This window comes from Serratia sp. CY83965 (assembly GCF_052166375.1).
Classification (GTDB): domain Bacteria; phylum Pseudomonadota; class Gammaproteobacteria; order Enterobacterales; family Enterobacteriaceae; genus Serratia; species Serratia marcescens.
Genome location: NZ_JBJNOV010000005.1, coordinates 1 through 15,403 on the forward strand (window position 1 = coordinate 1; position 15,403 = coordinate 15,403).

General features: G+C 60.9%; 14 protein-coding genes. 5 read left to right on the forward strand and 9 right to left on the reverse strand.

Annotation, left to right across the window (positions count from 1 at the left end):
* Positions 1 to 11 precede the first annotated feature (11 nt).
* A complete protein-coding gene (locus tag ACJ8PL_RS14220) occupies positions 12 to 1,265 on the reverse strand; it encodes an ABC transporter substrate-binding protein (RefSeq protein WP_117286768.1) in 1,254 nt (417 codons plus the stop codon).
* A 465-nt stretch (positions 1,266 to 1,730) separates the two neighbouring features.
* Between ACJ8PL_RS14220 and ACJ8PL_RS14225 the strand changes: the two genes are divergently transcribed.
* The 4 genes from ACJ8PL_RS14225 (at position 1,731) to ACJ8PL_RS14240 (ending at position 6,952) form a co-directional block, all read left to right on the forward strand.
* Entirely contained in the window at positions 1,731 to 3,401 is a 1,671-nt protein-coding gene (locus ACJ8PL_RS14225; protein WP_442531228.1) for a DUF4091 domain-containing protein, read from the forward strand.
* A 155-nt stretch (positions 3,402 to 3,556) separates the two neighbouring features.
* Positions 3,557 to 5,278 carry an ornithine lipid synthase OlsF gene (olsF, locus tag ACJ8PL_RS14230; protein WP_442531229.1) on the forward strand — a complete coding sequence of 574 codons (1,722 nt, stop codon included), beginning with the start codon at positions 3,557 to 3,559 and terminating at the stop codon, positions 5,276 to 5,278.
* Between the two features lie 101 nt (positions 5,279 to 5,379).
* Positions 5,380 to 6,162, forward strand: a complete 783-nt coding sequence (locus ACJ8PL_RS14235; protein ID WP_049299357.1) for an N-formylglutamate amidohydrolase — start codon at positions 5,380 to 5,382, stop codon at positions 6,160 to 6,162.
* Between the two features lie 76 nt (positions 6,163 to 6,238).
* Positions 6,239 to 6,952 (forward strand): flagellar brake protein, encoded by a 714-nt coding sequence (locus tag ACJ8PL_RS14240; RefSeq protein ID WP_004938226.1) that lies wholly within the window; start codon positions 6,239 to 6,241, stop codon positions 6,950 to 6,952.
* A gap of 43 nt (positions 6,953 to 6,995) precedes the next feature.
* Here the strand turns inward: ACJ8PL_RS14240 and ACJ8PL_RS14245 are convergent, their stop codons facing one another.
* The 3 genes from ACJ8PL_RS14245 to ACJ8PL_RS14255 are packed head-to-tail and all read right to left on the reverse strand — an operon-like array spanning position 6,996 to position 8,809.
* A complete protein-coding gene (locus tag ACJ8PL_RS14245; protein WP_442531230.1) occupies positions 6,996 to 7,838 on the reverse strand; it encodes a PfkB family carbohydrate kinase in 843 nt (280 codons plus the stop codon).
* A 3-nt stretch (positions 7,839 to 7,841) separates the two neighbouring features.
* On the reverse strand, positions 7,842 to 8,558 hold the full coding sequence (locus ACJ8PL_RS14250; RefSeq protein WP_016927607.1) for a glutamine amidotransferase: 717 nt from the start codon (positions 8,556 to 8,558) through the stop codon (positions 7,842 to 7,844).
* The gene (locus ACJ8PL_RS14255) at positions 8,555 to 8,809 is read right to left on the reverse strand and encodes a hypothetical protein (RefSeq protein ID WP_016927608.1); all 255 of its coding nucleotides are present in this window, start codon (positions 8,807 to 8,809) and stop codon (positions 8,555 to 8,557) included. Before ACJ8PL_RS14255 ends, ACJ8PL_RS14250 begins: the two co-directional genes overlap by 4 nt.
* Before the next feature lie 66 nt (positions 8,810 to 8,875).
* Between ACJ8PL_RS14255 and ACJ8PL_RS14260 the strand changes: the two genes are divergently transcribed.
* A complete protein-coding gene (locus ACJ8PL_RS14260; protein WP_117286769.1) occupies positions 8,876 to 10,180 on the forward strand; it encodes an aminotransferase class I/II-fold pyridoxal phosphate-dependent enzyme in 1,305 nt (434 codons plus the stop codon).
* Here ACJ8PL_RS14260 and ACJ8PL_RS14265 read toward each other — a convergent pair.
* From ACJ8PL_RS14265 to ACJ8PL_RS14285, 5 genes are all read right to left on the reverse strand, one after another.
* Complete coding sequence (locus ACJ8PL_RS14265; RefSeq protein ID WP_016927610.1) at positions 10,177 to 11,163, reverse strand: LLM class flavin-dependent oxidoreductase; 987 nt, start codon at positions 11,161 to 11,163, stop codon at positions 10,177 to 10,179. The two genes, ACJ8PL_RS14260 and ACJ8PL_RS14265, sit on opposite strands and share 4 nt — an antisense overlap.
* A gap of 138 nt (positions 11,164 to 11,301) precedes the next feature.
* The gene (pbpG, locus tag ACJ8PL_RS14270) at positions 11,302 to 12,138 is read right to left on the reverse strand and encodes a D-alanyl-D-alanine endopeptidase (protein WP_016927611.1); all 837 of its coding nucleotides are present in this window, start codon (positions 12,136 to 12,138) and stop codon (positions 11,302 to 11,304) included.
* Positions 12,139 to 12,231: 93 nt separating this feature from the next.
* Positions 12,232 to 12,657: a nucleoside triphosphatase NudI gene (gene nudI, locus ACJ8PL_RS14275; RefSeq protein WP_046898268.1), complete on the reverse strand. Its 426-nt coding sequence runs from the start codon at positions 12,655 to 12,657 to the stop codon at positions 12,232 to 12,234.
* Between the two features lie 120 nt (positions 12,658 to 12,777).
* On the reverse strand, positions 12,778 to 13,692 hold the full coding sequence (gene ppk2 / locus ACJ8PL_RS14280) for a polyphosphate kinase 2 (RefSeq protein ID WP_016927613.1): 915 nt from the start codon (positions 13,690 to 13,692) through the stop codon (positions 12,778 to 12,780).
* Positions 13,693 to 13,718: 26 nt separating this feature from the next.
* Complete coding sequence (locus tag ACJ8PL_RS14285; RefSeq protein WP_016927614.1) at positions 13,719 to 15,329, reverse strand: inorganic phosphate transporter; 1,611 nt, start codon at positions 15,327 to 15,329, stop codon at positions 13,719 to 13,721.
* Positions 15,330 to 15,403: the final 74 nt, after the last annotated feature.

Here is a 15,403-nt window from a genome sequence, read left to right on the forward strand (position 1 = left end):
GGGGGGGGGGATTACTGCTCCATGACGCGCGCGATCTTCTTGACCGATTTGTCCATTTCCTGCTTAGCGTCCGCGCCCATAAAGATCTTTTTCAGGCTGGCGATCCACATGTTTTGCCACTTCGGCGTATTGGTGCCGGCGGTGGGGTAAGCCTGGGTCACTTCAAGGGTCTGGATATAAGGCGTGACGTCAACCTTTTGGATCTGCTGCGCCCAGACCTTGGCCGCCGTCTTGTTGGCCGGGATCACCACCTTGGCCAGCTCCGCCTGCGAGGCTTCGCTGCTCATGAAGGCGATATATTTCCAGGCGGCCTGCTTGTGGGCGCTTTTCGCCGACATGGCGAAGGCCAGACTGTGCGCCACGCCGGACTGGCGTTCAATTTTGGGCATCATCACCACGCCGATGTGGTCGTTGATCAGCGGGTTATTGGCGAACGGCGCCGCCAGCCAGGAGCCGGCATAGACCATCGCGGCGCGGTTGGACTGGAAGATATTCTCGGTTTTGACTTCGCTCATTTGCTGGGCGCTTGGCATCAGGCCGTCTTTCATCATGCCCTGCAGCTGTTGGTAGACCCAGAGGGATCTGTCGTTGGCGATGTCGGTGGGCTGGCCGTCTTTCGGCACGATGTGGTTGCCGTTTTGGAACAGCAGGTTCATGTAACTGTCCTGACCGTCGATGCTGAGATCCATCACCAGCGGGAAGGCGGCGCCTTTCAGCCCGTTTTTCAGCGCGGCGGCCTTGCTCTTCAGATCGTCCCAGCTCCATTCGTTGGTGGGGTAGCTGACGCCGGCCTGATCGAACAGCTTTTTGTTGTACCACACGGCGATGGAATCGACGTCGCGCGGGATGGCCATCTGCTGACCGTCATACTGATAGGCTTTCACCGAGCTGGCGACCACGTCGTCCAGCTTAAGGCCGCTGTCCTTAATATAGGGCGCCAGCGGCTCCATAATGCCGTTTTTAGCATACTGCACAAAATAAGGCATATTGATCCAGAATATATCTGGCGCTACGCCGCCGGCGGCGGCGGAATCTAATTTAACGAAATATTGCGCCGAGGGGGTTAATTCTATTTCTATTTTTATATCCGGATTGGCCTGTTCAAAGCGCTTGGCAATCTCCTGTTCGGCGGGTAATTGATTTCTGTCCCAAACGGCATAGCGCAAAGTTATTTTATCTGCGGCATGGAGCAGCGTGGGTAATAATAATGCGCTGGCAAGAATAGAATGCGCCAGCAAGCGGCCGGTATTTTTTATCGGTGACATTGCTTTCCCCTCGGTGAGCGACGAATAGCGTTTTTCGCAACGTAAATTCTTTCTATCCCTTAACTTTCAATGTGTCAATACACCCCCAAACGCCCAAAAATGGGGCGTCAATGTTTCGTTGTTGTTAAAATCGAAAGGCTTTCACGGTCAAGCGAAAGGCGCTCTTGTTCACATTTCATTAACCTTTATGCGGGTTTTTTCCCCGGTGGCGCGGCATTTAGCGGCCTTCGCAGGCATAGGAATAACTGATAACCCTTGCACCATAATGGGGATTAAAAATATTTTTATTGTGCAAGCTTCAGCTTCTTTCATTTTTGTGATGCAAATAAACAAAAAAATCTTGCTGAGGCTGTCCAGGGGGGGCGCGCAAACGTTTTTTATTGCCGGCTATTGTTTGTGTCGATAAAAGACGCTAGCCTGAATCTCACAACACTTATTCATCCATAATAAAGAGGGCGGAATATCATGCGCCTGTCTCTGGTATTTACGCATTGCCTGGAGAAAGTATTTCATCGCCAAAATATGCCGCCCATTGCCGTGGAAAATCGGTTGAGCGGGTTAAATAACGAGGTGCTGTCCTGGCAGGCGGTGTACTGTTTGCAAACCCCGGGCAACGAGACTCGCCATGAGCTGTGTTATCAACTCGATGGGCCGCTGGCGGAGTATATCAGCGTGCGCCAGGTGCAATCGGTGCCGAGCGGTTTTCCCTGTTATCGCGAGACCGATGAGAATTACCTGACGACTGAGCCGGGCTTATTTCCCGATCCGCTGATACCGCTGCCGCAACGGCGTTTTTTTGCCGCCTGCCGCTATTATGGCAGCCTGTGGTTGACCCTGACGCCGCCGGCCGACGCGCAACTGGCCGGCGACTTTCCGTTGACCCTGCGGCTGCGGGATGCCCAGAGCGGCGAGGCGCTGGCCGAGGCCACGCTGACGCTGCATCTGGTGCCGGCGGCGTTGCCGCCGCAAACGCTGTTGCACACCGAGTGGCTGCACACCGACTGCCTGGCGGATTACTACCGTCTGGCGGTGTTCAGCCCGGATTATTGGCGCGCGGTGCGCAACTTTGTGCGCTGCGCGGTGCATAGCGGGGTCAATATGCTGCTGACGCCGCTGTTTACGCCGCCGCTGGATACCGCCGTCGGCGGTGAACGCACCACGGTGCAGTTGGTGAGGGTGTCGCGTTCCGCGCAGGGGTATCGCTTCGATTTCAGCCGCCTGGCGCAGTGGGTGGCGTTGGCGCAGGAAGAGGGCATCGAGCACTTCGAAATCGCGCCGTTGTTTACCCAATGGGGCGCGGCGCATGCGCCGAAGATCGTGGTGGAGGAGCAGGGCGAGGCGCGACCGCTGTTCGGCTGGCACACCGATGCGCAGGGCGAACCGTATCAGCGTTTCCTGCAGGCGCTGCTGCCCGAATTGACCGCCTGGTTCCGCGAGCGGGGGTTGGAACGACAGGTGTGGTTCCATGTTTCCGATGAGCCGACGCTGGACAACCTGGCGGCCTACCGGCGCGCCAGCGCCGCGCTGCTGCCGCTACTGGATGGCTTTCGCACTTTCGATGCGCTGTCGGATTTCGCTTTCTATCAGCGAGGCCTGGTGGAAATCCCGGTCGCCGCCACCGATCATATTGAGCCCTTTATCGAACACCGGGTGCCTGGCCTGTGGGCCTATTACTGCTGCGTGCAGAAGACCGAGGTCGCCAACCGGTTCTTCGCCCAGCCTTCGGCGCGCAACCGCATATTGGGCGTGCAGCTCTATCTGTACCGCATCGCCGGCTTCCTGCATTGGGGATTCAACTTCTATAACAGCGCCCATTCGCTCGAACGTATCAATCCTTATGCCGTGACCGACAGCGGCCATGCGTTTCCCTCCGGCGATCCGTTCGTGGTCTATCCGGGCGATGACCTGCAGCCGGTGGAGTCGCTGCGTCTGCGGGTGCTGCACCAGGGGCTGCAGGATATGCGCGCGCTGCAGCTGTTGGAGCGTTTGACCGACAGGGCGACGGTGGAGGCGCTGATCGAACGCGAACTGGGCATGCGCATCACCTTCAAGCGTTATCCGCACCAGGCCGAGCCGCTGTTGCGCCTGCGAGAAGCGGTAAACCGCCGCATCGAAGCGTTGCTGGCCCCGATGTGAGGTCAAATGGGGGCGAAAATGCGTCTTTCACTCCCAAATCGCCATTACTTTGCTATACCTGATAGTCGATGGATTCATTTTATTGTCATGTAACTGACACGTCAGAGTCACGGCTCTGGCTTAAGTTTGCAGCGACTACGTCAGGAGATAACGCGATGTTCAGCCTGGATTCTCTGTTGCAAGATGCATTTCCACACCGCAATACCCCTGCCTGGCAGCGCAGCCTGCTAAGAACCCTTCTCTTCGAAAAAGAATTCAAACAGTTCGCCGCCGACTATCCCCACCTGAAAGGGCTCGATCTGATCGAGCAGGTGGTGGACTACTTCAACCTCAGCTGCGAACTGGTGGACGGCGATCTGGAAAATATCCCGAGCCAGGGGCCGGTGGTGCTCGTGGCCAATCACCCGATCGGGTCGCTCGACGGCCTGGTGCTGCTGCGTGCCGTCGCGGCGGTACGTCCGGATGTGAAAGTGGTGGCCAGCCAGCTGCTGACCTACATCGAGCCGCTGCGCAACCTGTTCGTGCCGGTGGATAACGTCGCTTATAAAACCAGCCGCAAACAGATTGAAGGCATGCAGCAACAACTGGACAATCAGGGCGCGCTAATCCTGTTCCCGGCCGGCGAAGTGTCGCGCATGAGCCCGAAAGGCATCCGCGACGGCCACTGGCATACCGGTTTTCTGCGCCTGGCCGCCAAAGCGCGCGCGCCGATCGTGCCGATCCACATCAGCGCACGCAACAGCAACCTGTTCTACTTTACCTCACTGGTCTACCGGCCGCTGTCGACGTTGCTGCTGGTGCGCGAAATGTTCCAGCAGCGGGGCGGGCGCATCAAGATCCGCGTGGGCGGCCGCGTGCCGTTCGCCAACTGGCACGACGGCCACACCAGCGCCAAGGATCTGGCGGAGCGTTTTCGCCGCCACGTCTATCGCCTGGGCCAGGGCAAGCCGGGGCTGTTCGCCAGCGAGTCGCCAATCGCGCTGCCGGAAGATCGTCTTGAGCTGAAAAAGGCGCTGGCGAACTGCGAACGGTTGGGGGTAACGCCGGACGGTAAAACCATCTATCTCTATCGTCGCCATGACGAAGCGCGTACGCCAATCCTGCGCGAGCTGGGGCGCCTGCGCGAGATCGCCTTCCGCGCGGTGGGGGAAGGATCCGGCCGCCGCCGCGATCTGGACAGTTACGACGACGATTACTACCACCTGGTGCTGTGGGATGAGGAGGAGTTGGAGATCGTCGGCGCCTATCGCTTTATCCCTACCGCCGAACAAATCGCGCGCAAAGGGCTGGAAAGCATCTACAGCAACAGCCTGTTCCATTATGACCGCGATATGGAACCGATCCTGGCGCAGGGCATTGAGCTGGGGCGCAGCTTTATTCAGCCGGCCTATTGGGGCAAGCGCGGGCTGGACTATTTGTGGCTGGGCATCGGCGCCTATCTGTCGAAATACCCGCAGTACCGCTATCTGTTCGGCCCGGTGTCGATCTCCGGCGGCATGCCGCTGGCAGCACGTGACTTGCTGATCGCCTTCTATCGGCTCTATTTCTCGCCGGATCACGCGTTCGGGCAGTCGCGGCGGCCTTATCCGGCGTCGCTGCCGCAGGTGCTGGCGCAGTTCGCCGGGGACAACTATCAGGAAGATCTGGTGCGGCTGAAGAGCCTGCTCAGCAATATCGGCTGCTCGATCCCAACGCTGTACAAGCAGTACACCGAGCTGTGCGAGCCGGGCGGGGTACAGTTTATCGATTTCGGCACCGATCCGGCGTTCAACAACTGTATCGACGGACTGGTGCTGGTGGATACCACGCGGCTCAAGCCGTCGCGGTATCAGCGTTATATCGCGGTGCACCAGCCGCAGCCGGCCGAGACGGCATGACTATAGTCTGACTCATGCCTTTTTGATCTAAGCACGACCTTGGGGCCGGCGACGGGATAGCGCTACGATAAACGTTTTGCTTTCCACCGCCGGAGCCTGTCATGCCCCATTCGTTTATCCCGCCGCTATTGTCCGCCGATGAACCGCCCGCAGCTGCCGTTGAAATCCCGCGCGGCAAAGCGCCCTTTTTGCTGCTGTGCGATCACGCCGGCAAGGCGATACCGCAATCTCTTGGCGATCTCGGTTTGCCGCCGGGGGAGATTGAACGCCACATCGGCTGGGATATCGGCGCGCTGAGCGTGTCGCGCTATCTGAGCCGCCAACTGGACGCCACCCTGATCCACCAGCGTTACTCACGGCTGGTGATCGACTGCAATCGGGCGCCCGGCATCGCCAGCTCGATCCCGCATTTGTCCGAACTGACGCCGATACCCGGCAATATCGGTATCGACGCCGAGCACGCGCTGGCGCGCGAGCGTGAGGTGTTTTTGCCGTATCACCACGCCATCGACGATCATTTGGGGCAACGTCAGCTGCGCGAACTGCCGACGGCGGTGATCGCCATGCACAGCTTCACGCCGGTGTTCAAAGGGGAATCGCGCCCCTGGCAGGTGGGGCTGCTGTTTAATCGCTACCCGGAATTTGCGCTGCTGCTGGCCGAACTGCTGCGCGAAGAGGGGGATTTGCAGGTGGGGATCAACGAGCCCTATGCAATGACTGACGCCACCGACTACACGTTGCCGGTGCATGCGGAACGGCGCGGTTTGCCTTATGTCGGCATCGAAATCCGCCAGGATCTGATCGCCGATGAACGCGGGCAGCAGGCGTGGGCGAAACGTTTCGCACGCCTGCTGCCGCAGGCCTGGCAGCGCTGGCAAATTTGACTTTAGGAATATTCCCAGAGATGATAACCGTAAGGAATACGTAATACGTCATTAGAAAAAAAGTCAGGAGAGACGTGTGGAGCACAGCGATAACGGACTGTTTATCAAACGGGAGCGTTTTGAAGTTCTGGCGATTCTGCGTGAAATTTGCAAACAACGCACGCCGCTGCGCGTAGAAAATCAGCAGCACCGGTTTCAAAGTCTGTTATTGAGCGTCGGGCCGGACAATATCGTGTTTAGCGGTGAGGAAGCGGAAAACGCCATCGACGGCGCCTGCACCATCGTGATTGAAAGCCACGACGCCAAAATCGAGTTTTCCGTCGGCCAGGCGGAATTGACCGAACATCAGGGCGTCCAGGCCTGCTCGACCCGGCTGCCGCAGGAGTTGGTTTACATCCAGCGCCGCCGTCAGTTCCGCATCACCACGCCGCACTGGCGCCAATTCTTCTGTACCGGCGAATACCCGGACGGCACGCCGTACGAGCTGCGGATCCACGATCTGTCCGCCGGCGGCGTCGGTTTGCGCTTCGACGGCCCGCTGCCGGATTTCTTCCAGCCAGGCCTGCAGTTCAAGAAAGCGGAGTTGGATCTGGGCAGCTACGGCAGCTTCAAGGTCAACATGGAGCTGGTGGTGGTCAACGATGATCAGGAAACCGACGATAACGATCAGGTGGTGCACTTCTCGCGCCTGTCGTGCCGTTTCCTCAAGCTGGGGCTGGCGATGGAACGTAAAATTCAGAGCGCGGTGTTCGCCTTCGAGCTGGATTTCAACAAAAAGAAAAAACGCTGATAGGTATCAGGGGCGGCACGCTGCCCCTGACTCTCCACCGGCCTTACGGCTTTAACGCCCGCAGGCTGCCGATCTCTTCCCAACCGAAATGCGCCGCTTCGGCCAGCACGTCGCACACTTCGCCCCCGGCGGCGACCACGGCCGCGTCGAGCGCGGCGCCGCGCAGCAGATGGCTCACCAGCAGTGCGGTGAACAGATCGCCGGTGCCTTTGACCGCCGATTTAACCTTCGGATGGGTAAAGCACTGCGTTTCTTGCCGGGTGACCAGCATCAATCCCACCTCGTCTTCGCGCTGCGCGACGCCCGGCGCGCTGGTGACCAGCACCCATTCGGTGGTGTCGTTCAACAGCACCTGCGCGGCGCGTTGCGTCTGCTCTCGGCTGCTCAGAGCGCGGCCGCACAGCTGCTCCAGTTCGAAACCGTTCGGCGTCAGGCCGTTGGCCAGCCGCAGGAACGGCGAGCGATAGCAGTTGACGATGCGCTCATCCACGTAGATCCCTTCGCCGTAATCGCCCATCACCGGATCGATATAGATCCTTATCTGCGGATTGAGGGCGCGCACCCGCTGCAGCCAGTTGGCCAGAATATGGCACTGCATCACGTCGCCCAGGTAACCGACGATCACCGCCCGGGTGCGTTTCATCACGCCGCGGGCGATCAGATCGTCGAGAAAACCGCCGAACCACTCGCCGGAGATGACGCCGCCGTGCGGCTTGCCGTAATAGGGCGGGCAGCCGAACAGCACGCTGGGCACCTGCAGCGCTTCCAGCCCCTTTTTCAGCAGAGTGCGGTAGGCGATGCCGTTGCCGACGCTGCCGTAGACCACCTGAGATTGAATGCTGATCACGTCGATGGACGGTGACCGCAAGGGTGAAGCCTGTTGCATGAGTTACATCCTTGGTTCGTTATTATCCAGCCAGCGGGCGAACACCTGCCGCGCGCGCTGTTCCAGCTGCGCGCCGTGGCGCGCCGCCTGTTCGCGCAGGCTCTGGGGCGCGATGTCGGCCAGTTCCAGCTCGCAGGCATGGCCAATCAGCCAGCGTTCGATATCGCGGTGATCCGCCTCCAGATGGAACTGCAGGCCGAGCGCGAACCCCTGATAGTCGAAAGCCTGATGCGGGCAAATCGCCGTGCCGGCCAGGCAGCGGGCGCCGTCCGGGATCATGAACATATCGCCGTGCCAATGCAGCACCGGCGTATCGGCCAGCGGCGCCAGCACCGAGTCGTCTTGTGCCGCGAGCGTGGTCAGCGGGGCGAAGCCGATCTCTTTGACGCCGAGCGAGATCACGTCGGCGCCCAGCGCTTGGGCGATCACCTGCGCGCCGAGACACACCCCGAGGGTCGGTCGCCGCTGCGCCAGGCGCTGTTTGACCAACGCCAATTCATGGTCGAGAAAATCGTAGCGCTGCTCACCGGAAAAGTGCTGGGCGGCGCTGATCGGCCCGCCGAGCACCACCAACAGATCGGTCTCTTCATTATTGATAGCACGAATATCATCGCGGCCGGCATCGTAATAATCGATCTGATAGCCACGCAGCGAGAGCAGGGAACCGAGGATACCCAGGTTTTCAAAATTGACGTGTCGAATGGCGACGGCTTTTTTCATTGTTTAACCTCGCTAGCGTGGGTGAACGGCGTCAGCGCCAGCGACTCGCCCAGCACCGTGATGCCTTGTGCGCCGCTCTGGTAGACGATGCGGCGTTCGCTGACCTGGCTGAGCTGCACCTGATAACCCTGCGCGGCCGGGAACAGCGCGCACGCCTGTTCCAGCTGATCGGCTGCCCAGGGGGTGAACATCTGCAGGCGGGCAAAGGCTTTTCCTGCATACTGAATGTCGAGCACGTAATGTTTATCCATGGAACCCCTTACTTTTGGCCGCGGAAACGGGTAATCTTATTTGAACTAGTACAAAAGGATTTATGTATGACTTCATTGTATGCAAAAGGCGGCGGCGCTGTCCAGATTGCCGAGCAGATCGCCGCACGCATCAAAGACGGCGCGCTGCGGCCGGGCGAGCTGTTGCCGCCGGTACGCCAACTGGCGGCGGAGCTGGAGGTCAATCCGAATACCGTCGCCAGCGCTTACGCCCGATTGCGCGATGCCGGTCTGGTGGCGACGCGCGGGCGGGCGGGAACGGTGGTGCTGGAGCCGCCGCTGGCGGCGGTGAGTGCGGCCTATACGCCGCGTCAGGTGCCGGCGGGGATGTGCGATCTGGCCAGCGGCAATCTGGATGCCGCATTGTTGCCGGCGTTGGCGCTTGGCGCGGCGGAGGCGTTCCCGCAGCAAAATGGTTATGACATCAGCGGCGATCTGCCGGTATTGACCGGTCTGGGGCGCGAGTGGCTCGGCCGCCAGGGCGTCGCGCTGGGGGAGCCGGCGGTGTTCTCCGGCGCGCTGGATGCGATGGAAAAGGCGCTGCGCTGCCATGTGCAGCCGGGCGCGGCGGTGTGGGTGGAAGATCCCTGCTGGCCGCCGCTATTGACGCTGTTGCGCCACCTGCGTCTGCGGCCGCTGCCGCTGGCGGTAGATGAACAGGGTTGTCGATTGCCGGAAAGCGGGGCGGCCGGCGCGGTGATCCTGACGCCGCGCGCCCACAATCCGACCGGCGTCTCGCTCTCTGCGCAACGCGCGCAGCAGTGGCGGCGTTTTCTGCGCGACAATCCGCAGTGTCTGGCGATCGTCGACGATTTCTGGGGGCCGTTGTCGCAGCAGCCGCTGCATCTGCCGTTCGACGGCGATCGCGGCCTGTATGTGCTGTCGCTGAGCAAGTTTCTCAGCCCGGATCTGCGCATCGCGCTGGCCTGCGGTGACCCGACGTTGCTGCAGGCGATGCGCGCCGATCAGTACATCAGCGAACGCTGGGTCAGCCATATCTTGCAGCAGATCGCCGCCAGGCTGTGGAGACAGACCTTGCAGGAAGGGCAACTGCAGCGGGCGCAACAGGCATATCAGGCCAGAAGGGATGAACTGGTGCAGCGGCTCAATGCCTTGAATCACATGGCGCTAGCGGTGGGTGAAGGGCTGCATCTGTGGTTGCCGGTGCGGTCGGAAACCGCCGCCGCGCAGCTGATGGCGCAGCGGGGGTGGTTGGTGCAGGGCGGTGAACCTTTCCGCCTGAAGGGCGGCCCGGCGCTCCGCGTCAGCCTGGCTAACGTCACGCCGGCGCAGTTGGCGCCGCTGGCGCAGGATCTGACCGACGCCATGCGGGCCGGGGCGGCGATCAACTAGGCCGGCGTCAAACTCTCCTCCGCCAGTAACTGCAGCGAAGCTAACCGGGCGGCCGGTTCGGCGATCGGCGTGTCGATGATGAACTCGTCCACGCCGTACTGCTGCTGCAGCTGCGCCAGTTGCTGATGCACCTGCGGCGCGGTGCCGAGCAGAACATGGCTTTCTCGCGGCTCGATGCGGTAGTCGGTGGCGCCGGCCTGTTGCACGAAACTCTCGGCCTGGGCCAGGCTGCCGACGGTCACGCTCTGCTCACCGGCGACGTGCACGCGGTATTGCTGAATATCCGCCGCCAGCGTCGCGGCCTGTTCCGGGCTCTGCGCCACGATCGCCGCCACCGCCAGCAGCCCCTTGCGGCCGCCGCTGTGTGCGGTGTAGTGCTCCAGCGCTTCTCTAATGTCTTGCGGATTGCCGTTCAGATGCGCGGCGAACACGAAGGCCCAGCCGGATTCAGCCGCCAGCGTCGCGCTCTCTTTACTGGCGCCGAGCAAAAAGCGCTGGGCGGCGTGCGGCGGCAACGGCGTGGCGCTCAGGCCCGGTTCGGCGTCGTCGTTCAGGTAAGCGGTCAACTGCGACAGCTGCTGCGGGAAGGCCGGTTTGTTTTGCCGGTCATGGGCGGCCTGCAGCGCCTGGGTGGCGAGCGGCAGCCCGCCGGGCGCTTTGCCCACCCCGAGATCGACGCGCCCCGGCGCCAGCGCCGCCAGCAGGTTGAAGTTTTCGGCCACCTTGTAGGCGCTGTAGTGCTGCAGCATCACGCCGCCGGAGCCGATGCGAATGCGCGACGTTTGGCCGAGCAGATAACCGATCAACACCTCCGGCGACGGGCAGGCGAGCTGCGGCGTATTGTGGTGTTCCGCTAACCAGAAACGCCGATATCCCCAGCGTTCCGCCTGTTGCGCCAGATGCAGCGTGCGCGCCAGCGCCTGCGCGGCGCTTTCCCCTTCGGCGATCGGACTCTTTTCCAATATGCTCAAGGCATAAGCCATTTTCCCGCTCCTTTCCTCATCAGATATGCCAGACAAATACCATGTGGGCGGCGTGCGCCTTAATACTGATTGGCGATAGGATATTCCATTGATCCAAAACGGATTTGTATATGCGCAGAACGGTAAAGCGCCGCGGTGTTACCCCTCGAGCCAGGCCTTCAGACGAATGGCGTCACGGTAGTGGCCGTAACGTGGCTGTGCGCCGAGCAGGATCATCACCACCGGCTGCCCCTTGATGGTGGTGCGCATCACCAGGCAGTGACCGGCCTCGTCGGTAAAGCCGGTTTTCTGCAGCTGGATCTTCCAGGCGGGGTTGTTGATCAGGCCGTTGGAGCTGCGGTAGACCAACTGGCCGCGGCCGGGGCGCACGATCTGCTGCTTGTCGGTGCTGAAGCGGCGAATTGACTGATAGCGATAGGCGTGATTGACCATCTTCAGCAGATCGTTGGCGGTCGCCACGTTGCGCGGCGTCAGCCCGGTCGGATCGTAGAAGCGGGCGCGTTTCATGCCGATGGCGCGCGCTTTCTGATTCATTTTCGCCACGAAGGCCTTGCGTCCGCCGGGATAATTGCGGCTCAGCGCGGCGGCGGCGCGGTTCTCCGAAGACATCAGGGCGATGTGCAGCATGTCGCGGCGGCTGAGCACCGAGCCGATGGTCAGGCGCGAATGGGTTTTCTTCAGCAGATCGCGATCGGCGGCGGTGACTTTGAGCTTGCTGGCCATCGGACGTTTGCTGTCCAGGGCGACCATGGCGGTCATCAGCTTGGTGAGCGAGGCGATCGGCAGCACGCGGTTCGGCTGCTTCTGATAGAGGGTCTTTCCGGTGCGTTGATTGACGACCAGCACCGATTTTGCATTCAGCACCAGCGGCGGCGCAGCCGCATGTGCGGGCGCCAAAACGAACAGCAGGCTGAACAGGAGGGCGGCGCCGAAGCGCCGGACAGGCAGACGGAGAAAAGCGTGAGATAAAAGCATAACGGCGGCAATAGTGACCCTAAGTGATTAAAAAACATCAAAAGAGTCTGCCCGGCAAATGTGAAGGAAATAGGGCGATAATCGCTCAAACTGTTACAACAATCCCTTTTGTCGCAGGGTGAAGCGGGTGGCCTCGTTCAAATCGTAGTCCGCGAGACGCTCGCGCGGCACCCAGGCGTAGTCGTCGAACTCGTCGTTGATCGTCACGTCGCGGTTGGCGGCATGGCAGTCGAAAATCAGGTAAATCATGTAGATTTGCTCCTGGCTGCCGTCGGCGTAAGTTTTGATGCGCACGTCATCGCGGAAGGTCCAGGGCGTGATGTTGTCGAGGATCAGCGCGGCGCCCAACTCTTCGCGCACTTCGCGCCGCAGCGCCTGTTCTATTTGTTCACCCGGCTCGACGCCGCCGCCGGACAGCGCCCACTGGCCGGGAAACACGCCCTTGTGCGCCGCCATTTTGCACAGCAGGAAGGCGTTATCGTTTTCAATCAGCGGGCAGACAATGATGCGTTGGCGCATGGAAGACTCCTGTCAAAATGGAAAGCAGCCACTTTAACATGGGGTTTGGCCCCTTAGCGTGAGAGAAATCAAAGCGTTGCATTTGCGCAGAGCTGCGGCAACCGCCTCTCTGCGCTACGGTCAGTAGATTTCCGGCACCACCATGTTGTCCGGCACCGGGTTACGGTGGTACTCCGGGCTGCGTTTGCGCTGCGGCAGCGTGATGACGTTGCCTTCGGCTTCCTCATAAGGCACTTGTTGCAGCAGGTGGGTGATGCAGTTCAAGCGGGCCTTTTTCTTGTCGACGCCCTGAACCACCCACCAGGGCGCCTCGGCAATGTTAGTGCGCGCTAACATGATTTCTTTGGCCTCGGTGTAGTCTTCCCAGCGGCGGCGGCTTTCCAGATCCATCGGGCTGAGCTTCCACTGCTTGAGCGGATCGTGAATGCGGCTGAGGAAACGCAGCTCCTGCTCCTCATCGGTGATCGAAAACCAGTATTTGACGATTTGGATGCCGCTGCGCGTCAGCATTTTTTCGAATTCCGGCACGCTGCGGAAAAACTCCTCGTACTCTTCGTCGTTGCAAAAGCCCATCACGCGTTCCACGCCGGCGCGGTTATACCAGCTGCGGTCGAACAGCACCATTTCGCCGGCGGCGGGCAGATGCGCGATATAGCGCTGAAAATACCACTGGGTGCGTTCGCGGTCGTTCGGCGCCGGCAGCGCCGCCACGCGACAGGTGCGCGGGTTGAGACGCTGGGTGATGCGTTTGATCACGCCGCCCTTGCCGGCGGCGTCGCGGCCTTCGAAGAGGATCACCAGCCGGTGGCCGGTGCGCATCACCCAATCCTGCAGCTTCACCAGTTCGCCCTGCAGGCGCAGCAGTTCGCGGAAGTATTGTTTGCGCCAGGCTTTCTTCGCGTCGCTGTCGACTTCTGCCGCGTCGAAGCGCAGGTCGTCCAGCTCCATTTCCAGCTCTTCATCGTAGCTGTCGTAAAATTCTTGCAGCAGGCGCTGGTTGAAACCGTCATCGCGGTTGAATTCATGCATGGTCATCAGATTTTCTCCGTGTCAGCCCGGTGTTAGAAATGGTTGAAGATCCAGTACAGCACCGCCGACAGCAGTACCGAGGCCGGCAGCGTCAGCACCCAGGCCATCAGCAGATTGCGCAGGGTGGCCATCTGCAGGCCGGAGCGGTTGGCGGCCATGGTGCCGGCGATGCCGGACGAAAGTACGTGCGTGGTCGAAACCGGCAAACCGAAGGCGTCGGCCGCGCCGATGGTGGTCATCGCCACCAGTTCGGCGCTGGCGCCCTGGGCGTAGGTCAGGTGCGATTTACCGATCTTTTCGCCCACCGTCACCACGATGCGGCGCCAGCCAACCATGGTGCCGAGCCCCAGCGCAATCGCCACCACCACTTTCACCCAAAAGGGAATGAAGCGGGTGGCGTTGTCGAGTTCGCCTTTCAACGCGTCGAGGTTGCGCTGCGCATCGGGATTGATCTGCAACTGACGCTCTGCCTTCAGGTGCTTGATGGTCTCGGACGCCAGGTACATGTCATTGCGGGTGTTCGACACCGCTTGCGCCGGGATCTTGTCGACCGAGCCGTACTGACGGATTTGATCGCCGATCGCGCCGGCCAGCTGCGCCAGCGCCGGCACCACCTCCGGCGTCAGTTCGCTGGTGCGCACATAGCCGGTCAGCACCTCGCGCGGCGGCGTTTGGCCGCCGGCCGGGAACTGGCGCAGCAGCTCGTTTTTGGTCACTTCCGCCAGCGCCGCCACCCGGGGGATCTGCTCCGGCGGCATCGAACGGTTCAGGGCGTAGGCGATCGGCATGGTGCCCACCAGGATCAGCATGATAAGGCCCATGCCTTTCTGCCCGTCGTTGGAGCCGTGGGCAAAGGAAACGCCGGTGCAGGTGAGGATCAGCAATCCGCGGATCCACAGCGGCGGCGGGCTATTGTCCTTAGGCGCGCTGTACAGCTGGCGGTTCTTGACGAACAGCTTCAGCGCCAGCAGCAGCAGGCCGGCGAACACGAAGCCGATCACCGGCGACAGCAGCAGCGCGTAGCCCACCTTGATCGCCTGGCCCCAGTCCACGCCGCTGGTGCCGGTGCGGCCGTGGATCAGAGCGTTGGCCACGCCGACGCCGATAATCGAGCCGATCAGCGTATGCGACGACGAGGCGGGCAGCCCGAGCCACCAGGTGCCGAGGTTCCAGATGATGGCGGAGAACAGCAGGGCGTACACCATGGCGAAACCGTTGCCGGTGCCGGCCTGCAGGATCAGCTCAACCGGCAGCAGCGAAATGATGCCGAAGGCCACCACGCCGCTGGAGAGCAATACGCCGAGAAAGTTGAAGAAACCGGACCACACCACGGCGACCATCGGCGACAGCGAGTGGGTGTAAATCACCGTCGCGACCGCATTGGCGGTGTCGTGGAAGCCGTTGACGAATTCAAAGCCCAGCGCGATCAGCAGCGCCAGCCCCAATAATAAAAACGGAATGTAACTGGTATAGACGGCGCCGGCGTCGCTGACGTCGTTAAATAAGTTCACTCCGGCGAACGCGATCCCCAGAATTAATAAGAACACAAAAAAAAGAACAGTGAGTCGACTGTTCTTTTGATGCAGCTTGGGCAGGCTGGATGCGGCCGGCACACCCGTTTGAACGGCGCTGTTATCGCTCATAATGACCTTCCTGAGAGGATTGAATGCGGTAGCTGTCGCCTGAAAAGTATTCTGAATGAATGTGGCCTTTTTAT